Below are 26,409 nucleotides of genomic sequence, written 5' to 3' on the forward strand. Positions count from 1 at the left end.
ATTTTTTTAAGATTTTTTATTAATTCATGCATGCTTTTTTCATAAATGATTTTTTTCATGAGATGCTTATATAAATCATGAATTTCAATAATTCATTGACTTTTGAATTTGATCCGTTTACGGATTTTGATAAAACAGGATGTGTTTCTTATGGATGAGCTTTACCAAAAAATTATTGTGGCAACCGATGGTACAGAATATGTAAAAAAAGCGATTCATGCCGCCATAGACTTATCTAAATTAACCGGTGCGGTCCTTCATGCGGTTTATGTGGCGGATGTTTCAAACATCACCCCAACAAGCGCAGAATGGGTCTTGGTTTCCGAAAACATTAAAAAAGAATCCGATGCCACCCTGGAATATTTTAAAACCGAAGCCGACAAAGCGCAAATCCGGTATGAAACAGTCAGCCTTTCCGGGTCAGCCCCTACGGAAATTGTTCAATACGCCAACCAAATCGGCGCAGACCTGATCGTGGTCGGCGCGACCGGCAAAAAGACGCTGGAACGAATCTTGCTTGGAAGCGTTTCCGAAAAAATCGTCCGGACCGCAAAACAGCAGGTTTTGATTGTTCGAAATGATTCGGAAAAATAAATATTAACAAAAAAACATTTTCTTTTTTATTTTTTTATTTTTTCACTTTTTTCATTTTCCCCTTTTTATTTTTCTTTTATTTCTTTTTTTCTTTTTTTCTTTTTTGATTGTTATATTCATTTTCTGCTTTTGTGCGAGCCGACGTGCTATTGACAGCACATTAACGGATTGCAGCAAAACCGACAGACACCTTGAAAAGACATAATAAAAAAGAAGGAAAGGGGTTAAACAATACCAGCAAAATCTTTTGCTGATGTTATGTCTTCACATCGGTTAAACAATACCCAAAATATCGTCTTTTCCAGCACGCCGGACAAAACCGGCCAATGGGTCCTTAATATTTTTGAGGTTGAGGGATTTGGAATTGAGAACCAACATATCCGCTTTTTTTCCGGCTTCAATCGACCCTGTAAACCGGCACCCGAGTGCTTTTGCGCCGTTGGATGTCGCCATTTTAAAAACCGTACTGTCGGACAAACCGTAAAGCCGGGAAAGAAAATGCATTTCCTCAAACATATCAGGAGAATTCAGCATCATATTATCAGTTCCGATGCTGACGCAAATTTCTTGATCCAGCATTTTCAGGACGGGCGGCAAACCGACCCCGGTTGTCAGGTTTGACCGGACACAGATAGAAATCGGAATGTTTTTGTCCGCCGTTTTTTGCAGTTCATTTCCGCCGGCATGCGTCATGTGAATGAGTAAACCAGGGGAAAGCGACAGAGCTGCCTCAATGTCGCTTGCGTCTTTTTCGCCGGCGTGAATCGCCAGTTTTTTGCGCTTCATTTTGGTTTTGGACGCAATTTTTGTGAGAACGTATTCATCCATATCATTTGCCCCACTGAGACCAATTCCATCCGCAACTTCCAGAATATCTCGGATTTCCGTGAAGAAATCATCCATCGAGTGACCCTTGGAATCCGGCGAACGGGAGCAAGACAGATTTTGAGGCCGGCCGAAAACGAAAGGGAAAATATCTTTTCCCGTGTTTTGAACCGCTTTTAAAAGTGCGACCGAGCCTTCAAGCCCGCTTTCCCGAAAATCTGCAAAGACACCGATTCCGTTTTGGAAAAGTTCCCAGACGGCGGACTCCATAAACTCGACGGATTCTTCAAAACCGATTTGGGCCAGCATTTGATGTTTTAACCCATTGGGCGGACGCACCAGCGCGTCCAGATTTTTTTCAACCACATGTCCGTTGGGAACTCCCAGTGCCGGATCTTTGAGAAAAGAGTCGCCGATATGCGTATGTGTATTGATAAAGCGGGGAACGATCCAATTTTTGGAGTTGACCGGCCGCTCTTCAATTTCCTGAATAATTCCATTTTCGATGTAAATATTTCCGGAAATAATGTGCGGATCTTCTCCGGCAAAAATAATGCCGGAGACAACACAATCGTACAAGCAATCCTTGCCGTCTTGGCGGACCAAACGGGCTTCAAAAGAGTCGAAACTATCGCTTTTCGGATCCTTTTCGGTTCGGGCAATTAATTGGCTGACACGATCAAAATCGGATTCATCAAATCCGGACATGTTTTTTTCCTCGGACTCTTAAAGGGAGGACAAATTATTTATTCCTTTACCAAGAGATGAGGATTGTCGCATTGTATAGGTCCTGGCACAAGAACCGGAATTATCCGTCGATGAGTGATTCAGACAACCCCAATGCGGTACACAAAACCGTGCACAACTGCCCTTTACGAGGGAAACCGAAGGAGACTGCGAACCATCAGATGGGATGATCCTTTGGCGTTAGTGAAGGGCGACAGCACCACTTTTTACATTTCAATTACATCTTTCTATTTTTTCATTTCCACCTCTTTTGTTATATGGATCCATTTATGCTTCTTGTTTTTACTCTGATTTTTTATTTTTCCGATAAGCAAAAAATACAAATCCGGCACATGCCAAAAAAACAATTCCGGAGGAGACGGCTAAAATTAAAAGAATTCGGAAAAGGTTACCGGAATCAAAAAAATCATTTCGATTTTTGGCCGTATTATCCATTTCACTGGATTTTGAATTGGAGATATTTTCACCGGAGTTGGAAGACGTTGTCGGATTCGCATTTGAACTTTGACCGGATTTATTTTGACCGGAAATATTCAGATTTGATTCATTATTGGAAACCGTTGTTTTGTTTTGAGATTCATTCATTGAGCTTGTTGAATTGGAATTGGATGTGGAATTGGAATTTTTGCCGCCGGAACTATTGTGATTGCCACCGGTATTGTTTGTATTATTAGTGTTGTTTGTATTATTAGTGTTGTTTGTGTTGTTTGTGTTGTTTGTGCCGGACCCGTTTCCGGAATTCGAACCGGTTCCGTCAAAAAATGTGACATTTACCGGAATGGAATATCCGACTGTTGCGGATGTTTCCGGGTTTCGAAGGATTTTGAGTTTAACACCGGCATAATCCGATTCTTTTTTTGTGTTGTCCTTTTGAACAAAAACCGTCAACAAATGACTGCTTCCCGGAGCAAGCGTTAATTCGGACTCGGACAGCAAAAACAAAGGCAAAACCCCTGTTTTTGTGCCGGCCTGATCAATCATAAAAATGTAATTCAACGGTGTATTTCCCGTATTTTTTAAATAAACGGTTTTTGAGACAGATGTTGAATTTTCGGAATCAAAAAGAAGATCTAATTTCATCGGCGAAACTGAATCTTGAATCACAATTTCATCAGCGGACGAGAGTGATGAGACAAAAAAAAGGCAAAGGCTCAAAATTAAAAATGGTTTTAAGAATCTATAAAAAACGGATTTGAAGGACATTTTCATTGCTCCTGATCATATCTAGATATTGAATTTTTCAAAAAAATTAAATATTATCGAACGACAAGGAGCAAACCGTATGTTCATTTTTCATTTTCATATACGTTCCGATTTTTTCAAAATCAAAACATATTTATGGGACCGGCGGAGTTTTTGAATAAAAATCATTTAAAAAATGAAAAGATTTGGAAAAACTATATTTATGAAAGAGAACAAATACCGCCTCATTGTTTTTTCAAAAATAAAGAAAAAGTTGGGAAACTTATGCAAGAGTACAAGTTAAAACGCGGATTTACGCCGGATTTGGATCGGATGAGAGGATTGTTGACAGAATGTTTCGGAACCGAGATCCAAGAAAAAGACAAAAAGCTGACAACTTCTTACGGCGTTTTAAAAGAAATCACCGTCTGGATTGACAATAAGAAGCTCTGCGTGGAAACCCATGCCGACAATGCCGGTGCGTCGGATGACTCAATTTTGGACACCAACAAGCGATTTAGAACCTTTTTAGACAAATCCACCGGATACTCATCCAAAGACCGTGTGAAAAATGCGAAAAAGGATGTCGGCGGCGAAGACTAAAAACAAATCAAAATAGAAAAAAGTAAATTAAAAAGATGAGATCAAAGGAAAGCCGGCAAAAATGCCGGCTTCTCATCTTTCATTTAGATTTTTAAACGTAACCTGAATTTCTAAAATTAAAGTGTCCATTCTTGAAAAGATATCCGAAATATAAAAATATCAAAAATATTGAAAATTACCAAAAGATTAATATTTGAGATATTCCTTTTTGGACTCTGCTTTTTTGGAAAAAAGCTTCCAACGTTTTTCATTTCAATTTTAATTATTTAAAATGTCAGCCGCCTTGATGGCTTAGCGGTATAGCACTTCCTTGGTAAGGAAGAGGTCGCGGGTTCAATTCCCGCTCAAGGCTTGGAATTAGCGGTTCAGGTCTCGCACCTGGAACCGCACAAATCTGTTTTGTCGTTCATTGAATTCATTTTCAAATATTTTTGCATACCAATCCAAAGCCCAAAGATTATTTCTATATTTACGACTAATTTGCAGTCACACTACAAAATAGTCGGAACATGGAGTTTGTTCTTGTTTTTTATTCAAACAATTAATATTGGGCAAGATTCGACATCTGGCAATTATTTTTAGGAAATTGTAATCAACTATGTATAATTTAAGTATACATGAGAATTGGAGGTGAACAAATGGACGAATCCGCAATTTTAGAAAAAGCATCTCAAGCCGGCGTCATGATAAATGCCGAAGCCATTTCGCTTCTGATTGAATGCAATTTTCCGGGTTCCTGTCTGATTTCCCTCTTTTCCGAAGTGGACGAATCTGTTTTTGTCATCGGGCCGGAACATCTTCTTCCTTCCCTTCCAAAATATCATCAAAATACGGATGATAATGTTTCCAATGCGGATGCATTTTTGGGCATCGATTCAAATTCCGATACAGATTTAAATTCGATTTCTGATGCGGATACTAATTTAGCATCCGATACAAATTCGACTCTCAATTCTGTCGCCGGCTCCAATTCCACCGCATCTGCTGCAGATTCTGTTTTTCAATTCAAATATTCTTTTGAACAAAATCCGGTCCGTGTAATGGTGGACGTCAGCGAAAATTCCACCAGCATCGCCGAATATTCTCAATATGTTCAATATTTCCGGGACCGCTACACCTGCCTCAGTGAAATGATTCGCTCGCGTGTCAGTTCCCGTCCGATTGAAAGCGTTTCCAAAGGAAAATTCATCAAGCCGCTTTCCCGGGAAGAAGGGTCCTCTGAAATTTCCATTATCGGGATGGTATCTGAAAAAAGCACCACCAACAATCAACACGTGATTCTGGTGCTTGAAGACCCAACAAACTCCATGCCGGTGCTCATCAATCAAAAAGATACGGATTTAATTGAAACCGCCTCCAAATTGATTTTAGACGAAGTCATCGGCGTGACCGGAAATTTATCCCCCGATGGCGGAATATTACTGGCATCCAAAATTACCCAGCCGGATGTTCCGAACAGCTTGTCTTCCAAAAAGCATTCGGAAGGAATTGCACTATTCATTTCCGACATTCATGTCGGCAGCAAGGAATTTATGAAAGAGGAATGGGAACTCTTTTTGGATTTCTTAAACGGGCGAAATGAAGACCCCGTTTTGAAAAAAATCGCATCCGAAGTCCGCTATTTGATTGTGGCGGGCGACATTGTTGATGGAATCGGAATCTACCCGAACCAGGAGGAAGATTTGGAAATCTTGGAAATTTATGACCAATACCGAGAAGTAGCAAACTATTTCCATCAAATCCCAAAAAACATTCACGTCGTTATCGCTCCCGGAAACCACGATGCTGTGCGCCGGGCCGAACCACAGCTCACCTTCCCAAAGACCATTCGGGATATGTTTCCCAAAAATGTGACCTTTGTCGGAAATCCGGCTTTAGTGTCGCTGGATGATATTTATATTCAAATTTATCACGGCTGCTCTATGGACGATTTGGTGGCCAATATCAAAGGCGTTTCATACCAATCGCCGACCACCGGCATGCTGGAAATGGTTAAGCGGCGGCATCTGGCGCCGACTTACGGCAGCCGGGTAATGATTTCTCCCGAGAAGAAAGATTACCTGCTGATTGACCAAATTCCGGACATTATCCACTGCGGGCACGTGCATACGGTGGGCATTTCCAATTACAAAAATATTTTGCTCATCAACTCCGGAACCTGGCAGGCACAAACAGATTTCCAAAAGAAAGTCAATATTATGCCGACGCCCGCCAAGGTACCGATGGTGGATTTAAAAACAATGAAGACAAGGATATTGGATTTTAATTTGTATGAAGAATAATTTTTCAACATGTTTTCATCAGAAATTTAAATAATTTTAAGCCGGAATCATGAAAGTACTTTCACCCGGCGCAGAAGTTCTTTTTATGTGTGGGCTGTTTAATATCTAAATGGTTAAAACCATTGGAAAACCATTAAATTTTTCAAAAATATGAATCAAGAAACGAATCAAGATTTTTATGACCGTTGTTGCCTTTGCCGAAAAAAATAAAGCGGCCGAAGAGATTGCCAAAATTCTCGGCGGCGGAAACTATTCCAGAACTTATGTGGACGGAGCGGCGGCTTACAAATTCAAACGAAACGGCGAAGATTGGGTGGTTGCGGGGCTTTCCGGACACATTATGGGCTACGATTATCCGCCGGAATATAACCGCTGGAATGAAGTGGACCCGGGCATATTGTTAGACGTTGAACCGCAAAAATTTGTGACCAAAGAGAATTTGGCCGGCGCCATTGAAAAACTTTCCAAGGACGCGCACTTGATAATTTTGGCGTGCGACTATGACCGAGAAGGCGAAAACATCGGGTTTGAAGCAAAAGAATTGGCGCAGCGGGTATCCAACGCCCCGATTAAACGTGCCCGCTATTCCAGTTTTTCCAAAAACGAAATTGAAAAAGCGTTTGATGCGCCGGGAGAGCCGGATACCGGTTTGGCGATGGCGGCCGAAGCGCGCCAAATTTTGGATTTGAAAATGGGCGCGGCGTTTACCCGTTATGTGACACTGTCCGTTCGCGAAAAAGCATTCACGAAAGAAATTTTATCCATCGGCCCTTGCCAGACGCCGACGTGCGGTTTTGTGTATGAGCGGGAAAAATCCATCCGCGAATTTAATCCGAAAGACTTTTGGAAAATCATGGCGGATTTTGATACGGAATCCAACCCATCCGACACTGAAGTGAAAAATCCGGATGAAAAGAAATTAAAAACGGTGAAATCAATAAAAGCCGATTCGAAAACCGATTTGAAAACCGAATCGGAAAATGCATTTTCCGGCGTTCACCGATCGGGACAAATCACGGAAAAAGAGAAAGCAGACGAGATCTTTAAAAAAATAAAAGGCGAAAAAAAAGCTGTCGTCCTCAAAAAGTCGGTCAAAGAGCAAAGCTTGACGCCGCCGGTTCCTCTGAACACCACCGAGTTTTTAAAACGTGCCTCCTCATTTTTAAACATCAGCCCGGAAAAATCTCTTGAAATTGCCGAACAGTTGTACCTGTCGGGACTGACCAGTTATCCGAGAACGGAAACAAACATGTACGCGCCGGATTTTGAATTTGTCCCTATTTTATCGGATTTGTCCAAAAACCCATCTTATGCGCAAACCATCCGGCAATTGATGGCGGATTGTTCCGGAAAAGTGGTTCCCAAAAACGGAACTAAGGATGCAAAAGACCACCCTCCGATTTATCCGATTCGGGGCGCGGTTCAAGCCGACGTTGAAAAAATGGTGAGTTTACCCGGCGCGTACGCCGTTTATGATTTAATTTGCCGGCATTTTATTGCAAACTTAATGCCGGCGGCGATTTTTGAGAAAACACGGCTGGAAATTCAAATCCGAGATGAATTGTTTGATGTGACCGGCTCCATGAAAAAATCAAGCGGTTGGCTTTTGATTTATGATTATGAAACAAAAAAAGACAAGCTTCTCCCGCAAATCCGGGAAGGGGACATTTTGTTTGTCAAAAAGATTCAAAATACGGCGTCAAAGACGGCACCGCCGAAAAAATTAATGGAAAGCGAACTTTTAACGCTCATGGACAAAAACGGAATCGGAACCAAAGCAACAGCGCCGACTCATATTGAAACAAATAAAAAACGCGGTTATTTTGAGACCTCCGGAAAAACCATTTCCATATTGGACACAGGTTACATGCTGATGGAAAGTTTGGATTTTGCGGTTCCGATTCTGATTCGTCCTGAAATTCGAGCTCAGATTGAAGATTTGATTCAGCAGGTAGAAGATGGAAAAATTGAATTGAACGATGCGGTTTTGACCGGAACGGCGCTGATTAAAAAAATGTATGGCGACTTGACCGCAAACAAAGACCGTTTGGTTCAAAAATTGGCGGGCAGCATCAAGAGTGAGGCGGCGGAAAATGATAAAAAGAATTATGCCGGTGTTTGTCCGGTATGCCAAAACGCACTTCGGCTCATCACCACCGACAAGGGTCGTTTTGTCGGATGTGTCGGCTATCCGGACTGCGCGCAAACGTATCCGGTCCCAAAAACAGGCACTCTGACGTTCTTGCGTTCCAAAAAATGTCCGAAAGGCGGAATTGCCGTGATGGACGTCGGGAAAAAATACAATTGGGCAGTCGGTGTCGGCCCGTGTTTTAACTGCGACCAAAAAGATGTGTGTGACCCGCCCGAGACGGCTGGTCTTTGTCCAAAATGTAAAGAAGGACAAATGGTTTTAGTCCGGCTTTCCGACAGCCGATTTTTGTCCTGCTTCAAAAGATGCGGACATACGCAATCCTTGCCAAAAACAGGACGGTTGACGGTTTTGGATAAAAAATGCGAGATCTGCGGCTGGAATTTATTCAAAAATAAAGAGCAAGACAAAGAAGAAGAAACATTTTGCGCGAACCGGCGGTGCCGGGCCATCGGGCTGAAAAATGAGCACCAAAAGAATCCATAAATCAATAAATATGAAAAACAACCTCGGATTTTTTAACTTTTTTAAAAACGTCCGGTGCGGTTTTGCCGGCGCGGGTGGCGCTGAAAAATACAGGCTGCTGTTTTTAAATTAAAAAAAATGAGAGACGGCTTTAGTAAAAAAAAAGATTTAAAAAAGAAGAATAAAAGAAAAAATGAAAAGAACAAAGAGTCAGACTTTGTTCCCATGCTTTTTCTTTAATTTCAAAACCAAATTTTCAACTTGCGGGACAGCTGTTCCGATGTATTTATAGGGATTTACCAAATTTTCAATATCGTCTTTTGTCAAAACGGCTGAAATTTCCTTATTTTCCAAAAGAACCGCCCGGAAGTGTTTATTTTCTTCAACAGCTTTCATCGCAGATTCGCGCACCAGCTCGTGCGCTTCCTGCCGGCCGACACCGCGAAGGGTCAATTCGATCATAATCGCTTCGCCCATGTTCAGCCCGTTTAAAAGCTCCAAATTCCTTTGGATATTGCCGGAATTAAACCGGAGATTCTCTAAAACATTAATACTGAGATTGAGGATGTGGTCCGTAAGAATCGTGCATTCCGGAAAAACAATGCGTTCGGATGAGGAATTTGTCAAATCCCGCTCATCCCACAGCGTGTTGTTGAGAAGTTCGGTCTCAATAAAGCCGCGGACGATGCGGGCCAGGCCGCAGATTTGTTCCGATTTGATCGGATTTCTTTTGTGCGGCATCGTGGAGGAGCCGACTTGTTTTTTTCCAAAACCCTCTTCCAATTCCGCAATTTCACTGCGCTGCATGGAGCGGATTTCCGTCCCGATTTTGTCCAGCGTCGTTACGACATTGGACATCCACATGACGAATTCGGCATGGCGGTCACGCTGAATGAGTTGGTTGGACACCTCAACGGATCCGATTTCCAAATATTCCATGGTTTTCTTTTGAAGCTCTATGCCGTTTTTTCCAAAAGCCGCTTGCGTGCCGACCGCGCCAGTCATCTGGCCGACCAAAAGCCGGGGTTTGAGTTCGCCGAGGCGGTCAATATGACGATCCATTTCGGAGGCCCAAATCGCAAATTTAAGACCGTATGTCGTCGGAACGCCGATTTGCCCATGTGTACGACCGCAACAGACTGTGTTTTTATGTTCTTCGCCGCGGCACATTAAGATGGAAAGCAAGCGGTAGAGCTTTGCTTCAAAAATAGAAACGGCTTCTTTGAATTGAAGCGCGGTTGCGGTATCCAAAATGTCATTCGACGTCGCTCCAAAGTGAACCCATTTGCCGGCATCGTCTTTACATTTCTCGGAAATGGCTTTGACCACCGCCATCATATCATGATTTATTTCCTGCTCAATTTCATCCACCCGTTCCCATTTTACCAAGGGAAGAGTTTTTTCAATTTCCGTTGCAGCGCTTTTTGGAATCATACCCAAGTCGGCTTCCGCTTTGGACAAAGCAATTTCTGTTTTGACCAGCATTTCTAATCTTCTTTCTTGAGACCAAACAGCTTTCATTTCCGGGGTTCCGTAACGGTATTCAATCGGATGAATCGACATAATTTTAACTCCAAAAGATCGGATGAACAAAATAATTTATTGAATTTAAACATAAAATATTGAATTAAAATATAAAATATTGAACATAAAAATGCGGATCATGTAAATTTAGCATGATTTCGCATGAATTCAAATGACTTTTGCGAATGTAAGTAGTTGAAATGAAAAGGATTGTTTATAAATTTAATGAACGGTCAGCCCTCAAAAAGTCCCGGAAATGAACCGGTTTTTGGATTTAAATGAAAAAATCGGGACAGACAAAGAAAGAATTAAATATATTGGGTATGGTTTTTCAATCTTCTTACATTCTTATTCAATCTTCTTAAAGGGTTTGTGACGGATTAATCCAAAACTATTATATGTATTAAGTGTTAGTTTACATTCCTTTTCATCGTGAATTAAAAACAATCGTGAATCAACGTGCTTCATTCCGGTTGAAAATAACGATTACTAAGAACGATTTTCTATTTCATTTTATATTATAATCCATTAAAACAGGTGAATATTTATGGGAAAATTTCCGGAAGCAGACGAGAGATTATTAAAAAAGAAGATTTGTATGAAATGCAACGCGCGAAACTCTATTCGTGCAACCCGTTGCAGAAAATGTAATTACCCGAACCTCCGCTTAAAATCCAAAGACAAGAACGGAGCATGATCTTAAAATGACGGTGGAAGACTATCTCTCGAAAATTATTCAAAGGGATGGCGTTGCCCATATCACTTTAATTGATCCCGCCTCTCAAAAACCGGAAGAGTCCGTTCGTTTGGCAATCGCGGCCGCGCAAGGCGGCACCGATGCCATTATGCTTGGCGGCTCCACCGATGCAGGCGGCCAGCTTTTGGACATTACGGCCAAAATGATCAAAGAGAAAGTCAAACTCCCCATCATTCTTTTCCCTGGAAACACATCCGGATTTACAACAAGCGCCGACTGCGTTTTGTTCATGAGTCTTCTGAATTCCCGCGACCCGCACTACATTGTCGGGAATCAGGTTCAAGGGGCTTATACGTTGTATAAAGTCGGTATGGAATCCATCCCGATGGCGTATTTGGTTTGCGAACCCGGCGGCACTGTCGGCTGGGTCGGAGATGTCAAACTTCTCCCCCGCAAAAAACCGGAACTTGCGGCAGCTTATGCGTTAACCGGAAAATATTTCGGTATGCGGTACACCTATCTTGAAGCCGGATCGGGCGCGGAATCAGCGCTTCCGCCGGAAATGATTGCCACCGTCAAACACATTTTAAAAGAAAATGTTCTCATTGTCGGCGGCGGAATCCGAGATGGAAAAACAGCAGCGATTTGCGCAAAAGCCGGCGCGGATATTATTGTGACCGGAACAGCCATTGAAAAAGCGGGAAATGCAAAAGAATTGACTGCGGAAATTGTTCAAGGCGCCAAAGCCGGAAAAAAAGCCTGAAAAAGCTTTTTTTCAATTTTTAAAAACATTTCATATTTTTCGATTCATATTTCTATTCGTATCTCATTCGTATCTCATTCGTATTTCCATTCATCATATTCTAGTTCATTCATTACATTCATAATTTCATTTATATTCATATTTCCTAAATCTCAGTTCAAATATTTTCAAATAATTATCTGGAATTTTGTTTTACCGATGCCTTCGCATCGGTCTTTTTTTAACATATTAACATTCTTGGTCGGAGGGCTTTGTGTGCTGACAGTGTCTCAATTGGCAAAAGATTATCAAACGGCTCACGGAAAAAAACGTGTGCTTGACAGCATTTCTTTTACGGTATCCAATGCCGAAATTGTTGGAATTACAGGAAAAAGCGGCGCCGGAAAATCCACTCTTTTAAAAATTCTGCGCGGCGCCGAGTCGTTTGACGCCGGAAAAATTGAAATTGACGGCGAAGCGGTATTTCCGGATTCCGGAAAAGAAGGAGAAAAATTACTCAAACGCGCCACTGCGATTCATTTGCAGCGTAATTTCGGTCTTTGGGGCGGGCCGGCCATTGAAAATATTATCCGCCGCCTGAATTATCAAATTGTCGGTACCGAAGCGCTTCCGCTTCCCGATCATTACACGTATCCGGACCTTTACGATGAAGCGATGGATATTTTAAAATTGGTTCAGCTGGATAAAAAAGCGCTTCATGCGACCGACCAGCTGAGTGGTGGTGAAAAACAGCGTCTGGTTCTCGCCCGGCAAATCGCGGCGAAGCCGAAAATTTTGCTTTTGGATGAACCGGTAACCATGACGGGTCCTGACACAAAACAAGAGATTCTGGATGTCATTTTAAGCCTTCGGGACAAACTCAACATTCCAATTTTGGTGGTTTCCCACCTGCCGGAAGTTCATGCCTATCTTGCCGACCGGGTTTTGTTTATTGAAAACGGGAAAATCGTAAAAGAAGGCGATCCGATTCAGGTCCTTAAATATTTCCTCAAAGATATGGCCGAAAAAGAGCCGCTTTTGGCGGCAGAAGTCCCAAAAAGCTGCATCCGTGCCTGCGATGTGAAAAAACGGTACAGTCTCATTCGGGTCGGCGAGGTTTTGAATATTGAAAATTTCAACCTGGATATTTTTGAAAAGCAAATCACCACTTTGATTGGAAGTTCGGGCGCCGGAAAAACCACGATCATGAAAATGATGGAAGGCATGATTCCACCGACGTCGGGAGTTATTGAATTTATTTATCATGGGGAAGATTTCAAACTTAGAAAACCCAAAAAAGGCGGCGATGAAAAACCTGTTTTCGGAAATGAAAATTGGGTGGACATTGGCACTTACAATGAAAATCGGATTTATCTGCGCAGTGTCATCAGTATTATGAATCAGGAATTTTCCATGTCGGTCAATTCTACCGTTCGTGATCAGATTCGGTTCCGTTTGAGCATGAAGACAAGGCATGCGGTGGATTTTGCAAAGGTCAAAGCGGCTGAGCTTGGAATTTCGCCGCAGATTTTGGATATTATTTACCGGATTCCCGATATGACGACGGAAGAAAAAGACAAAGTGATGAATGAGTTGGGGGTTCCGGACAATATTTTTTCGGAATTGTTCCCGATTATTCCGTCAACCGATGTGGATAAATATGCCGCCCCGATTTTTAAATCGTTGAATTTGCCGTTGGAGATTTTGGATCAAAAACCGGATGAAATCAGCGGTGGCGAACATGTCCGTGCATTTATTGCGCTGAGTCTGGCAACAGCGCCCGACTATCTCTTCTTAGACGAGCCGTTTGGAGATTTGGATCCGGTCACTCTCCGTGACGTTACAAATGCGTTAAAACGCATTAATAAGGACTTTAACACGACGATTGTGCTGGTCAGCCACCACATGGACTTTGTGAAGGAAGTTTCTCACCGGGCAGTTTGGATAGATAAAGGACAGATTGTCATGGATGACAACCCTGAAATTGCATGTGCCGCACTCATTGAAAAAAGCCGGGCGAAATACTTGAACTTTGATATGGAAAAATTAATTCAGATGAATCCTTAACTGAAATTTAAAAAACATTGATAAAAAAACAGATAATTCAAGAATGAATTAAAAAAAGAAATAAAATCAAGGCGGAAATTTCCGCCTTTTTTTATTTATTTGATGTTATGTTCAAAAATGCCGGAAACACTTGATGCGTGCCAGCTTTTGACGTTTGTGCCGATATTTCGTTTGAGCTCAAGCATGTTCAGCTCTTCTTCGCCATCGACATCAAAAAACTTCTCGTCAAACATATTATCACCTTTTTCTTTGTTCTTTGACGAACAGTTTATTTCATCGATTTTTCAACAATCGAGTTGGTCTTTACATTTTGTCGACCCGGTCTGTTTTTCATCAACAGATTTCTTTGGTTCCTGACAATATGAACAAACAGATTCATCAAATATATAGCCTTTCGACATAATATATATAGATTTGTGAAAAATATATATTTCATTGTCTGAATCTTTTATTCAAAGGTTGTAAATAAAAGGCATATTATCTATTTAAATCTTCTTGATTATATAATTATATAAAAATTAATTATTGAATCGAATAAAAATATTAACCGGAATCTTCATAGAAAATTTTTGGATTTTGTTGATATAATATGAACAGCTCGAATTATTTATAGAGGATACGGGATGTATTTTCATCAAATTTTTGAAAAATCGTTTCTTTATTTTAAGAAAACATACGGTTGACATGAATAGAATGAATGCCAAAAAAAATACCTTTTTAAGATCCGAAACAAAAATCAGATATTAAATTTGGATTAATCCACGCCCCAAACATCCGGTTCGACATGGTAATCACTTTTTCCGCGCAAAATGGATGGATACGCTGAAATTTCCTCTATGGTGAATTTGAGGGATTCCGAATGAAATCGGCCATCAATATCTTTCCATGGGATGGCATAGGCTTCCCGGGAATGTCCGACACCATAGCGCAGTTCCACCGCCAAATATCCGCGTCTTCCTGAGCATTTGAGGAAATCCGAAATCCGGTCGATTTGATGAACGCCTTTTTTGTCGGTCGTAAAATGCTGGGTAAAGTAGAGGGCTTTTGTTCCTTTGTCGACGGAAATGCTTTTGCATTCGATTCCCAGGTAATAATCCGGATTGAGCGAGTCTACCAAAACGTCTAAGAACTGAGATGTAAAACGATGCTGTTTTAAACGGTAGGAGATCCCACGAATCTTTTTTTCCTTGAAATATTCGTTAAAGGAATGAACCAAATCTCTTTCAAATTCTGTCATTTCAAACAAATAGACCGGTTTCATATATCAGGGTTGACCATGCGGAGAGAAAGTAATATTCTATTGTTTTAAAAATCACCTCCTATTTATGAACAAATGCCGTCATGATATGTGCGGCGATTCTAAAACAACAAGCAAAAGCATCAACAAAAACAAAAGCAATCAACGAAAATAATAACAAAGAACATCTGTAATCTTATCCGGTCAACTCTCCGATTCAATCCGATGCGTTTCGTATCGGATTGAATCGGATTGTTAATAATGAGAGAGAGATTGGTGAAAAGTACAGCGGCGATGAAATAAACAGTTGCAGCAATACAGAAAAATGAAAATCGTTGCGGCAATACAGAAAAATGAAAAACGTCGCGGCAATGTAGAAAAACAAAACAATTTTTAAAAAGGGTATCCACTATTCTTTTTGGATAATTTCAGAAAAAGATTTTTTTGTATGAAAATAAAAATGTCGAAGCGAATGGTGTTTTCGGCTTCAGACACAAATTTGGATGGTGTATTTTTGAAAAAGAGACAAAAAAATTAAGAAATATCAGGCTTCAACGATGAATCTGATAAAATCTTCGCTTAATTTTGTTTCTTTTGTCACCAACGCAACAATATCATCCGTAGACATTTTTTCGGCTTTTAACTCATCAATTCTGTCCAGAACATGTTGGGAAACTTCGGAATATTCATTGATATCCTTTCTGTGACCCCAGACATCTCCTTCAAGAAGCGCAATATTTTGCATGGCCAAATACATTTGAACAGACTCGGACAAGGTTTTCTTGTAAGAGCTTGGAATGTGAATGGCTTTGATGTTTGGGCATGCCATAACCAAATTAAAAATATCTTTGTTGGACGGTCTGAATGCGAGGTGAATCACTTCGTCGGATGACTTCAGTGTTTCGATTTCTTCCTTGGAACTAACGACTCTGATTTTCATTTTTCCCCTACCTTTTGAAATAATTGCTTATTCCTGTTTGTTTTTTGATTTTCGTTTTTCGCGCCGGATTATTTAATGCTGAATCAATAATGAAACAGTATTAAATTATACATCCACGCTGATTAAATATGTATACTGAAACAAGGTGTATTAAATGTTTTGTTTAAAATACAAATGTTTTGTTGAAAATACAAATATTTTTTGAATTTACATATAAAATATGCAAGTGCATTTTCAATGTAAACAAATATGCCGGATGATTTGTAAGATGCCGGCAATTCATGTACAGTAAATTGTACAATCATGATGCATTGAAAATTTGCTTAAGAAAACTTAAACAAATTTGAGATACACTCACAAATAACTAAGTAACTTTATTTTATTTAATTGTTTTCACCAATATATTTTTAAAATTATTTAAAAGTGTATGATAATTTAATAATGGTGGCCCCGGACTGTGAATCTATGGATCACAGCTTCACAAATAAAATCCATCCTCTTTTATTAGTCATTCCAATAAATTATTCATTAAATAATTTTCAAGCAAAAACATTATTGTCAAAACTATTTCCCAAACTATTTTCAAATATGTTTGCCCAATAAAATCGAATAAAAGGATAAGTTGAATGAGATAAAATAAAAAACAGGCACATGATAAAAAACAGGCAAACAATAAAAAAACAGAAGAAAATAAAAATCAAAATAAGAGGTTACAAAAATAAAAATCAAAATAAGAAGTTACAAAAATAAAAATGAAAAGCATTTTTGCAAAAATATTCTGTAAACATTTTTGCAAAAATCCATAGTTTTTTAATCGATGGCACAGCGGGCATTATCCAACAGATGCAAAACTTCATTCCGGATTGCGTTTTCTTCCGGCCGAGTCCGGTCTCGCGGGCGCGGAATGGTGATCGGAATTTCTTTCTTGACCGTTCCAGGGCGGCCGCTTAAAATAATGATTCTGTCGGATAAAAAGACAGCTTCATCCACGCTGTGCGTCACGAACAGAATGGTTTTTTTCTCTTCCTGCCAAATGCGCAGCAACTCTTTTTGAAGATTATTACGCGTCTGCGCGTCCAATGCGCCAAACGGCTCATCCATGAGAATAATATCCGGATCATTCGCAAGCGCACGTGCAATCGCCACCCGCTGCTTCATTCCGCCGGACAATTCGTACGGATAGCTGTTTGCAAAATCCGAAAGACCGACCAGTTCAATGTACGGCAACGCTTTCCCCTTTGCTTCTTCCTTTGCCGCGCCTTGCATCAGCGGACCAAACATCACATTTTCAAGAACGGTTTTCCAGGGAAAAAGCGAATATTCTTGAAAAACCATGCCGCGCTTCGGGCTTGGCCCGGTTATTTTTTCGCCGTTGAGAATGATTTCGCCGTCGCTGTACGTTTCCAAGCCGGCAATAATTCTTAAAAGTGTTGTTTTTCCACAACCGGACGGCCCCAAAATGGTCACGAATTCACCGTCTTTGACATTTAAATCAATGTCCCGAATCGCCAAAACAAAAGAATCCTCTTCTTTTCCTTTTCCCTTTTTGAGAAACTTCTTTTCCAAATTTTCAATCTGTAAGCTGCCCATTTAAATCACTGTTCCCTTTTGCCATTTCAGAATTCGTTCCTGAACGAAGTGCCGGAACAAAAAGTCCAAAAGCAGGCCCAAAAGACCCAAAACAAGCATGTACACAACCACGTAGTCCATTCTTTGGATGCCGTAGTAAAACCAAATCTTGTAGCCGATTCCGGAATCGCTGACACCAAACATTTCCGAAGCCGCCAGGCACATCCAACCGACACCCATTGAAATCCGGATGCCGGACAAAATCGAAGGAGATGCGGATGGAATCGCAATATATCGAATCAATTTTTTATGATCGGTGCAGCCGAGAACTTTGGCGGCTTCCACATATACTTTTGGGATATTTTTAAATCCGGAATAGGTATTTAAAATGATGGGGAACACCATTCCCATAAAAATAATAAAGGCCGCGGCCGTGTGTGTTAATTTCAACCAAATGATGGCAAATGGAATCCAGGCGAGCGGCGGAATCGGGCGTAAAGTTTCAACAATCGGGGAGATCGCCCGGTTGATTTTCGGGTACCAACCCATCGCGACTCCAAGAGGAATTCCGATGATCAGAGCCGCTAAAAATCCGCCGGCAAAATGGTACAGGCTGATGGCGGAGTCCGAAAAAAACGAACCGCTTTGAACCACCTGGATAAAAGCCAAAATTACACTGTGAAAACTGGGCATGTAAAAGGAATTTCGGACAATAAAATCCGCAACAAATTCCCAAATCAAAATCACGGAAACAATCGATAAGATTTCAATGTTTTTGGATTTGATTTTTTCAATCAATCGATTTTTCATACATTCCCTACACGCTCATCATTTATAATCTTGTAGGAAATTTCCGGCCAAAAAAACAAGCGTGAGGTTTCATCAAGAAGAGTATATAAGGTTAAAATATGTTCCACTTTTATAATTGCATTTATGAACGAACATATAACGAATATAATATTATAGATCATTTATATAGAGATATAGACCCTTTTCATAAATTTTAATCTGTAATTCAATCATAAAACTTTCAATCCATATTGTCTAAATCCGGATTCAATCTTTTGGTGCCGCTGCGCACGTTGTGGCGGCAAGTTTTAAAAAATAAGAAAAATAACAGCAGCGGCTTGGTTATTAAATAAAAGCTTATAAAAATCTTATAGATTCGTGCTCTTGCTTTCGTTTTTTGCCTTGATTTTTAATTTAGACTTTCACGTTCATTTCAAAAATAGTTCGTTGGCCGCCGGCGATATCTTGCGCAATTTGTGCGCAGCCAATAGCTGCCGCCCATTTTCCGAGAGGTTCCGCCGGCTTTTGAATCAATGTGGAGACGGACTTAAAAATCTCTTCATTTTCAGCGCCCGTCCCTGAAATTAAAATATCGTAATTTGAAATTTTGTAGTCTTTCATCAAGACGTCCAGCGCCGATATTTCCATTGCGGCAAACAAAGAAATGACATCCAAACGGCTGCCGGCGCCGGCCATAGAAAACGCCTGATTTGCGGAAATTTCCCCGCGGTCAATTTTTCGAAGAGCCGCCACGTCCAGCGGTCCGTGCCGGGTTCCGGGCGCGAAAATACAAGCGTCAATCGCTCCCAAAATCTTGGGTGCCACCACCGCCATAGTGACCGTGTTGGATCCGATATCGGATAAAATAAAGTTTCGGTAGCCGGCTTTGCAAGCATGGTAAGCGGTTCCGATTTTTTCCGGACCGGCCTGGTGGGAAAAAAAAGACATGCGCCGGTCAGCCGGGCTTTTTTGGTGAAGACCCGGAAGAACAACAGCCGGGCAGCCCGCTTCCAGAAGGATATCAAATACTTTCGTTCCGGCACCCGTTGTTTCGCCGACACCGGACGTATTTAAAACGCCGCGGTTGGTCACCTGATGAATCGGAAGAATGTCTGAAATCCCGTCTCCCATGGAATAAGTCACACACGCCATTTCAACATCGGACAGAGGGATTCCCAAATTCTCTTCGATGACTTTTAAAAGCCTGGATTTCTCCATGGCGCCCGCAGACGGGCGCGGAATTTCAAAAAGTAAAGTTCCATTTGCGCAAATCAACGCAAACCGAATTGCCGATGTTCCGTGGTCAAATCCCAAAAATGCCAAAATAATTCCTTATCCTGTAAATTTTTTTATGTTTTTTCATCGAGTTCTTTTTCAATCATTTCGTTTAATTCCGCCAAAACTGTTTCTCCAGATTTCGGGTCGGCCGCCGTTGTGACCAATTGAATTTCCTGAACACTTGTTCCTTGAGACAACAAAAGCCGTAGATTTCCACGGTTGTCGGGCCGAAGGACTTTCGCCCGAAAACTTCCGCCAGATGGTCCTTTTATTTTAATAATTCCGGGAATGATTTTTTTAACTTGCGGATGAGCGGCAACAAGCGCAACAATTTTCTTTCCGGTTCGTTCCCCGATAATCGTTGTATGAACGCCGCCCATTTTTGTTTTTTTGGAGGAAGACATTTTAGACGGCATAAAAACAACCCAAGGCAGCGAAAAATAATTTTTCGTAATTGAATTGAAAAATAAAACAAAAACTTATGAGTGGAATGATAATGAATAATATAAATTTTAAATGGAATGATTGATGAATAAAATAATGAAATCAAAAAGAAAAATAAATAAAGAGGCGGAAAAATGGCATTAAGCCAAATCACCGACTTCCAAGAGCTTTAAATTTTTGGTTTTTAAGAATTCCACCGCTTTTTCCAACTCGCTGACACGGACAATTAAAACCGCATTTTGATTCCGTCCCAAAAAAGCATAGGCATAATCGATGTTAATGTGCCCTTCCGAAAAGATTTCCGCGATGTCGCGCAAGCCTCCCGGCTTATCGTTAATCTCAATTCCTAAAACATCTGTTTCAGATACCGTAAATCCTGCTTTTTTAAGCGCCTCATGCGCAATGTCCGGATGATCGACGACAATCCGAATTATTCCGAAATCTCCGGATTCGGCAATCGTAAACGCACGGATATTCACATTCACTTTCCCAAGTGTGTCTGCCACTTTTGCCAAGCGGCCGGGTTTATTTTCCGAAAAAAGGGAAATCTGTTTAATTGTTTTTGCCATTATCATCCAATCCTTGCCGATTTGTATTGATTTTATGATTCTACTTTTAGATTTTTATCGATTTTTTATTGTATTTTATGGATTTTTTATTGATTTATTCTAAAATATTACAGAATATTTCACTTTTTTAAGTCTCATATTTTTTTAGGTAAATGTTTTCATTTTAATATTTTAATGATTTTTATATTTATAATCTTGGGATTATTTTTGAAAATATTTTGCGATTATTTCAATTCTTTTTGATTTTTTTGATTTTTTAATATTTTCGGTTGTCAATGACTCTTTTTGCTTTTCCTTCCGAGCGCGGGATAAATCCCGGGTTGACCAATTCAACATCGGCCGATAAGTTTAAAACGGACCGAAGATCATGGGAGATCCGATTTCGAAGCCGGTTGTAATCTTCCACTTTATCCGATGCCATATCGTTGAGTTCGACTTGAACTTTCATGTCGTCCAATTCGCCGTTTCGATCAATAATGATCATAAAGTGCGGGGACACTTCCGGAATTTTAACCAAAACGGATTCCACTTGTCCGGGGAAAACATTAATACCGCGGACGATGGTCATGTCGTCGGAACGTCCTTTCAGCCGCATCAGCCGCGGGTGTGTCCGCCCACAGGAACAAACACCGGTTTCCATCGACGCCAAATCGCCGACACGATAACGAATGAGTGGCAGCGCTTCTTTTAAAAGCGTGGTAACCACCAGCTCCCCGGTTCCGCCGGGAAGGACCGGCTCAAGCGTTTCCGGATCTAAAATTTCCATAATAAACATATCTGCCCAAATGTGCATTCCGTGCTGGGCTTGGCATTCCGTAAAAAGCGGTCCGCTGAGTTCGGAGGTTCCAAAGACGTCATAGGCCTTAATACCGGCTTTTTCTTCAATGCGGTGGCGCAAAGATTCCGACCACGGCTCCGCCCCAAAAATCCCGATGCGCAAGTTTTTGTTATGAATCATGCTTTTGCCGGTTTTTTCCGCTACTTCAATCAAATAAGAAAAGTAAGACGGGGTACATAAAACCGCGGTGACGTTTAAATCTTCCATAAGGGAAAGTTGCCGCTCCGTATTTCCGGAACTAATCGGAATTGTGGTTGCGCCAATTTTTTCCGAACCGTAGTGGGTTCCAAGACCACCCGTGAAAAGACCGTATCCGTAGCCGATTTGAACAATGTCGTCTTCCCCAAGACCGACAGAGGTAAATCCGCGCGCGAGTGATTCTGCCCAATTGTCAATGTCGTTTTTCGTATATCCGACGACGGTCGGCTTTCCGGTGGTTCCGGATGACGCATGAATGCGGACCAAATCCTTATTTTGGACACAAAACATACCGGTCGGATAGGTGTCTCTCAAATCCTTCTTGTATGTGAATGGAAGTTTTCCAAGGTCGTCAACGGATTGGATATCCGACGGTTTGACTTTGTTGTCGTCAAACAATTTTCGATAAAAGGGCGAATTTTCATAAACATAATGAACCAGTTTGACCAGCCGTTCGCTTTGCATTTGACGAAGACATGCAAGGTCCATCGTCTCAATTTCAGGATTCCAATATGTCATTTTTGTTCTTTCCGGAATAAATATTTAAAAATAATCAAAAAGATGAGAGTAGTGAATTTGAAAGAATAAAAAATTAATGGAAAAAAAAGAAATCCCGAAAAAAAAATATTTCGGGATTTAATGCTGTTTTAATAACTTTTTTTCAAATTACTCTTTCGACGGGCTGAGTCCGAGTGCGCGGGCACTGATTTCAACAACGTCTTCAATAATAATATCGGCTTTTTCGTCCCCGCCTTGCTTTAAAGCATCCCGGCCGTCCGAGAGGTTTCTTTTACAGAATGGACAGGCTTGGGCAAAGACGTTGGTTTGCGTTTTTGTTTCGCCTTCCGGATAAAGAACCGTTTCAGCGTCGCCGACTCTGAGTTTGGCGATGGAAAGCGCAAGCTCGGGCATACCGGATTTGACACCGCCGCCGGCTCCACAGCATCTTTGGTAAGATTTGCATCTTTCCATTTCCACATAGTTCATTCCGGGCATGCTGTTGAGCACTTTTCTCGGCTCGTCATAAACACCAACGTGGCGACCCAAGTGACATGGGTCGTGGAAAGTAACGGTTTTGTCTTCTCCAAATGGTTTTTGTTTCCATTCAATTTCACCGGCATCAATTTTTTCCGCCAGGAATTGAGTGACGTGCATCACTTTAAAGGGAACTTCCTCGCCCAAAAGACGCGGCCAGTCCACAAGAGACGCACGGAAACAGCCGGAACAAGCGTAAAGAACAATCTTGGCGCCTTTGGCTTTGATGTTGTCGACGTTGGTTCTGGCAAGTTTTTTGGCCAAATTGTCTTCTCTGAAATATTGTCCGGTTCGGATTAAAACGGAACCGCAGCAGCATTCTTCTTCGCCGAGCATACAGAATTCAACGCCGAGTTTGTTCAAAACGCGGGCGGTTGAAACGGCTAAGTTGGTTTGTTTCATGCCGGCGGTACAGCCGCTGAAATAGAGAATGTCGGCTTTGTCCGCGATTTTAACATCTTTGGGGATCCAGATCAAACGGTTTTCCTTGGGCTCGTTGTAAGAGTTTTTGGTATCGCCGATGATTTTGGGCATGGTTCCTTGTTTTCCATAGGGACCGACTCCTCTTTTGACGAGGTTTGCGCGCATGCCTTCCCAGAGTTCAACGGTGTTAATTCCGGATTCACAAACGGTCGCGCAAATACCACAGGTGGTACAGCCGTGGACATCATCCTTGAATTGAACGAATTCTTCATTCGAAATCTCTTTGGGACCGAACAGAGTTGCGGAAATACCGAAGGAGCGGTCAACAAAGCGTTTCCAGCGGTAAATTTTGTCGCGTGGAGAAAGCCCCGGGAGGTAGCCTGAACCTTCATAGGTCGGGCACCATTCGGCACACTCGCCGCAGCGCATACATCCATCCAGTTCCATTGTCTGAACCATGGTGATATTTTTTAAATCCAGAGACGGTTGCTTTCTTGCCATTACTTCTCGCCTCCTTTGTTCACAAGAATCGTAAGCGGTGTCGTGATCATATGGATATATTTGCTGTACGGGATGAACGCAAATCCGATGAACAACGCAAGAACGCTGTGGGTCAACGCAATTTCTTTCACATAGGTGTTAAAGAATTGAACACCGCCGAGTGTCCAGATTTTATAATCGTAGAAGATCATGTCAAGACCGGAGAAATCGGTAACGCCCGCAACAATGTAGCGACCGGCGTGGGCCACGAATCCGGAAACAATGACGATGATTAAGGTGATCAACAAAACGGAGTCGTAAGAGTTTGTGTTTTGCCGGACCTTGGGGATGAAAACTCTGCGGCCGACGGCGATTAAAACACCGATTAAAAGGATATAACCGAGAATTTGGTTCGGGAACTGAAGCATTTCTCTGAACGCTTCAATATCGAAATGAACACCGAGCATGTGTGTAATTTCCGCGGCGAACATCAAGCCGGAAAGGGCAAAAAGACCCATCCATCCGACGAAAATCAACATGTGCATCAACCAGCGGCCTTTGCTGGCGCGGAAAGTTCTTCTTTGAAGGCAAACGTCTAAAATTAAAGATTTCCAAAACGATTGGCCATGGTGAACGCCTTCGTGTGATGTCAATTGTTTCCAATAGGCTTTGATGAAAGCGATTATGTTTCCCTTTTTTCCTTCTTCCGGTTCAAGACCGTAGCCGGTGGCACCCTGAGCCCATTTCCGGAGGTCTAAAATAAGGCCGAAAATCAGAAGGAAAATCGCAATGGAACAAACGCTCATCATGACGACGAATGTTAAGGAAACACCCGCAATTCCTGAAAAGTAATCCATTATTCATTTCTCCAGTATTTTTTGAAAAGCAAATAAAATATTATAAACACGTTTTTTTATAATTATAAAAACGACAAATTATTTTGAAATTATTTGTAATTTGAAATAATTGTTCATTTCAATTCAAATTTTAATCTCTATCGCTATCGTTCGCCGACTTTGCTTTTACGCGACCGGCGGAAAAAAAGGCCAAAAAAGAAGGCCAACGATAAGAATTGTTACACACTTTTGCACCGATTATATTTAAATATTCTCTTCAAAAATGTTGTATGAAACGAAAACAATAAGCCGAATCGAATAAACAATTATAATTTTTTATGTATAATTATCTTCAAAAATTTGAAATAGATCTATGTTGCAAAAGTTTGGGAAAATGTCTGAAAATGTCTGAAATATTTATGATAAATGCGCCTCTCTCAATTTCTGTAATAAAAGCAAAAAATGAACTGCACAACCTCGTTGACAGATAAAAAATGAGCTTTCCGCTGATATACAAAAATAATTGAATGGATGTCATTCATTTAAATCTTTGATGTTTGGGCTTATCTTTGGTTTTGAGGCTTACTTTGGTTTTAATCTTGTATTTCCACTTTCGTGCCCGTGTAGGAACTCCAAGAACTTGCGTACGTGGAATGATAATAAACGGTCACGGATGGGGATGACATGAAAACAGAAGTTGAATTCCAGGAGGTAGGCTGCGGACCTAAAAACTCAACCCGGGTCAAATTGGAACAAAGCGCAAAAGCATTATTTCGGATGGTGGTAACGTTTTTGGGAATCACAATGGTCGTTAAGTTCTGGCAATTTGAAAAAGAAAGATTTCCAAGCGTAGTGACATTTTTTGGAAGGATAATTTCACGGATGTTGGTGTGTTGAAATGCCTTATTTCCGATTATGGTCAGCCGGCTGTCATTTTCAAATGTCACACTTGTTAAGTAAATACAATCTTGAAAAGCTCCTATACCAAAATCATCGGCGACTTCAATGGTTTCCACATTTTTCGGAATCGTTATCGTGGTCAGACGAGTACCGGTGAAGGCTCCGCCACCGATCACCGTTAAATTCTGCGGCAGGGTTACGGTGGTGAAGTTACAATTAAAAAATGTGTATATGCCAATAGAAGAAACCGTATCTGGGATTTGAACAGAGGTTAAATTAAAATCAAAAAATTTGTCGCCGATAAACCACATCATGCTCGTGTTGTTCAAGCTGATTAAAATCCGCTCATCGAGGTATTGCGGAATATAAACCTCATATTCGGTAGACGGCGTTAAATTATATCTCAAAATATTGATGGTTAACGGTCCGGGCAGGCTGACTTTAAAATTTAATTCCGAGCTGTTGCCACACATCACGGCGTAAAGAGTCGTATCCTGTGAAATTGTGAATGTATAGGACTCAAGGGCGGCAACAGATGTGTTTGTATCAATTACGGCGGTTTCATAGAAATCATCGGTTTCGACCCATTTCATAAATTCATATCCTGGCGAAATTGGGGTTGCGGTTACCGTAACTTCTTGGCCGACATCAAAGGTTCCGTTTCCAGAAATCGTTCCGTAATGTCCATCCACCCCGCTTAAGTACAAAACCGTCAGATTGACTTTTTGACCGGCAGGAGATGTATCCGGACTGCCGCCGCCACTGGTTGTATGGTTGGCAACGATTACCGGGGGCAAAGAAATGTTGTTTTCCGATGGAGTATTTGCCGGATTTTCAGAAGGAATGGATTGAGGGTTAGAAATATCGCAGCTGCAAACAATATCGGTAGTTTTGCCGGCCATAGAACAAATGGTATAAATGAATAAAATAGATAGCAGGAGTACTAAAATAAGAAGGATTCCCATTTTCTGAGGATTGGATGTTTCCGGCATTATT

The 26,409-nt window shown here is 41.2% G+C and carries 22 protein-coding genes and 1 tRNA gene; 8 read left to right on the forward strand and 15 right to left on the reverse strand.

The annotated features are described in order from the left end of the window. Nucleotides 1-150: 150 nt before the first annotated feature. Nucleotides 151-594 (forward strand): universal stress protein, encoded by a 444-nt coding sequence (locus MsAm2_RS05795; protein WP_338097316.1) that lies wholly within the window; start codon nt 151-153, stop codon nt 592-594. Between the two features lie 273 nt (nt 595-867). Here the strand turns inward: MsAm2_RS05795 and MsAm2_RS05800 are convergent, their stop codons facing one another. Further along, nucleotides 868-2,127 (reverse strand): amidohydrolase family protein, encoded by a 1,260-nt coding sequence (locus MsAm2_RS05800; protein WP_338097317.1) that lies wholly within the window; start codon nt 2,125-2,127, stop codon nt 868-870. 321 nt (nt 2,128-2,448) lie between these two features. Beyond that, nucleotides 2,449-3,270 (reverse strand): hypothetical protein, encoded by an 822-nt coding sequence (locus MsAm2_RS05805; protein ID WP_338097318.1) that lies wholly within the window; start codon nt 3,268-3,270, stop codon nt 2,449-2,451. A gap of 363 nt (nt 3,271-3,633) precedes the next feature. Here MsAm2_RS05805 and MsAm2_RS05810 point away from each other — a divergent pair, with 363 nt between their 5' ends. From MsAm2_RS05810 to MsAm2_RS05825, 4 genes are all read left to right on the forward strand, one after another. Next, complete coding sequence (locus MsAm2_RS05810) at nt 3,634-3,951, forward strand: DUF5611 family protein (RefSeq protein WP_338097319.1); 318 nt, start codon at nt 3,634-3,636, stop codon at nt 3,949-3,951. 280 nt (nt 3,952-4,231) lie between these two features. Then, nucleotides 4,232-4,303, forward strand: a tRNA-Thr gene (locus MsAm2_RS05815). Between the two features lie 286 nt (nt 4,304-4,589). Then, complete coding sequence (locus MsAm2_RS05820; RefSeq protein ID WP_338097320.1) at nt 4,590-6,233, forward strand: DNA-directed DNA polymerase II small subunit; 1,644 nt, start codon at nt 4,590-4,592, stop codon at nt 6,231-6,233. A gap of 178 nt (nt 6,234-6,411) precedes the next feature. Next, nucleotides 6,412-8,868, forward strand: coding sequence for a DNA topoisomerase (locus tag MsAm2_RS05825; protein WP_338097321.1), 2,457 nt, complete (start codon nt 6,412-6,414; stop codon nt 8,866-8,868). Between the two features lie 189 nt (nt 8,869-9,057). Here the strand turns inward: MsAm2_RS05825 and purB are convergent, their stop codons facing one another. Further along, nucleotides 9,058-10,410, reverse strand: a complete 1,353-nt coding sequence (purB, locus tag MsAm2_RS05830) for an adenylosuccinate lyase (RefSeq protein WP_338097322.1) — start codon at nt 10,408-10,410, stop codon at nt 9,058-9,060. Nucleotides 10,411-10,918: 508 nt separating this feature from the next. Here purB and MsAm2_RS05835 point away from each other — a divergent pair. From MsAm2_RS05835 to MsAm2_RS05845, 3 genes are all read left to right on the forward strand, one after another. Further along, nucleotides 10,919-11,068, forward strand: a complete 150-nt coding sequence (locus tag MsAm2_RS05835) for a 50S ribosomal protein L40e (RefSeq protein WP_338097323.1) — start codon at nt 10,919-10,921, stop codon at nt 11,066-11,068. A gap of 7 nt (nt 11,069-11,075) precedes the next feature. Next, a complete protein-coding gene (locus MsAm2_RS05840) occupies nt 11,076-11,831 on the forward strand; it encodes a phosphoglycerol geranylgeranyltransferase (protein ID WP_338097324.1) in 756 nt (251 codons plus the stop codon). Nucleotides 11,832-12,086: 255 nt separating this feature from the next. Beyond that, complete coding sequence (locus MsAm2_RS05845; protein ID WP_338097325.1) at nt 12,087-13,877, forward strand: ATP-binding cassette domain-containing protein; 1,791 nt, start codon at nt 12,087-12,089, stop codon at nt 13,875-13,877. Nucleotides 13,878-13,972: 95 nt separating this feature from the next. Here MsAm2_RS05845 and MsAm2_RS05850 read toward each other — a convergent pair whose 3' ends face one another. The 12 genes from MsAm2_RS05850 to MsAm2_RS05905 form a co-directional block, all read right to left on the reverse strand. Beyond that, nucleotides 13,973-14,110 (reverse strand): hypothetical protein, encoded by a 138-nt coding sequence (locus tag MsAm2_RS05850; RefSeq protein ID WP_338097326.1) that lies wholly within the window; start codon nt 14,108-14,110, stop codon nt 13,973-13,975. Nucleotides 14,111-14,631: 521 nt separating this feature from the next. Continuing rightward, nucleotides 14,632-15,114, reverse strand: a complete 483-nt coding sequence (locus tag MsAm2_RS05855; RefSeq protein WP_338097327.1) for a hypothetical protein — start codon at nt 15,112-15,114, stop codon at nt 14,632-14,634. Nucleotides 15,115-15,658: 544 nt separating this feature from the next. Continuing rightward, nucleotides 15,659-16,054, reverse strand: coding sequence for a DUF1699 family protein (locus tag MsAm2_RS05860; protein ID WP_338097328.1), 396 nt, complete (start codon nt 16,052-16,054; stop codon nt 15,659-15,661). An 810-nt stretch (nt 16,055-16,864) separates the two neighbouring features. Next, entirely contained in the window at nt 16,865-17,644 is a 780-nt protein-coding gene (locus MsAm2_RS05865) for an ABC transporter ATP-binding protein (RefSeq protein ID WP_338097329.1), read from the reverse strand. Then, entirely contained in the window at nt 17,645-18,433 is a 789-nt protein-coding gene (locus MsAm2_RS05870; RefSeq protein ID WP_338097330.1) for an ABC transporter permease, read from the reverse strand. It lies immediately after the preceding gene. Nucleotides 18,434-18,826: 393 nt separating this feature from the next. After that, nucleotides 18,827-19,726, reverse strand: coding sequence for a methanogenesis marker 12 protein (locus tag MsAm2_RS05875; RefSeq protein WP_338097331.1), 900 nt, complete (start codon nt 19,724-19,726; stop codon nt 18,827-18,829). Nucleotides 19,727-19,761: 35 nt separating this feature from the next. Continuing rightward, entirely contained in the window at nt 19,762-20,106 is a 345-nt protein-coding gene (locus MsAm2_RS05880; RefSeq protein WP_338097332.1) for a DUF2103 domain-containing protein, read from the reverse strand. Between the two features lie 168 nt (nt 20,107-20,274). After that, nucleotides 20,275-20,703, reverse strand: coding sequence for an ACT domain-containing protein (locus MsAm2_RS05885; RefSeq protein WP_338097333.1), 429 nt, complete (start codon nt 20,701-20,703; stop codon nt 20,275-20,277). Between the two features lie 256 nt (nt 20,704-20,959). Then, nucleotides 20,960-22,258 (reverse strand): phenylacetate--CoA ligase family protein, encoded by a 1,299-nt coding sequence (locus tag MsAm2_RS05890; protein ID WP_338097334.1) that lies wholly within the window; start codon nt 22,256-22,258, stop codon nt 20,960-20,962. A gap of 147 nt (nt 22,259-22,405) precedes the next feature. Beyond that, on the reverse strand, nt 22,406-23,698 hold the full coding sequence (locus MsAm2_RS05895) for a (Fe-S)-binding protein (protein WP_338097335.1): 1,293 nt from the start codon (nt 23,696-23,698) through the stop codon (nt 22,406-22,408). Continuing rightward, entirely contained in the window at nt 23,698-24,534 is an 837-nt protein-coding gene (locus tag MsAm2_RS05900) for a respiratory nitrate reductase subunit gamma (RefSeq protein ID WP_338097336.1), read from the reverse strand. Before MsAm2_RS05900 ends, MsAm2_RS05895 begins: the two co-directional genes overlap by 1 nt. Before the next feature lie 572 nt (nt 24,535-25,106). Further along, nucleotides 25,107-26,405, reverse strand: a complete 1,299-nt coding sequence (locus MsAm2_RS05905) for a leucine-rich repeat domain-containing protein (protein WP_338097337.1) — start codon at nt 26,403-26,405, stop codon at nt 25,107-25,109. Nucleotides 26,406-26,409: the final 4 nt, after the last annotated feature.

The organism is Methanolapillus ohkumae (assembly GCF_032594355.1).
Classification (GTDB): domain Archaea; phylum Halobacteriota; class Methanosarcinia; order Methanosarcinales; family Methanosarcinaceae; genus Methanolapillus; species Methanolapillus ohkumae.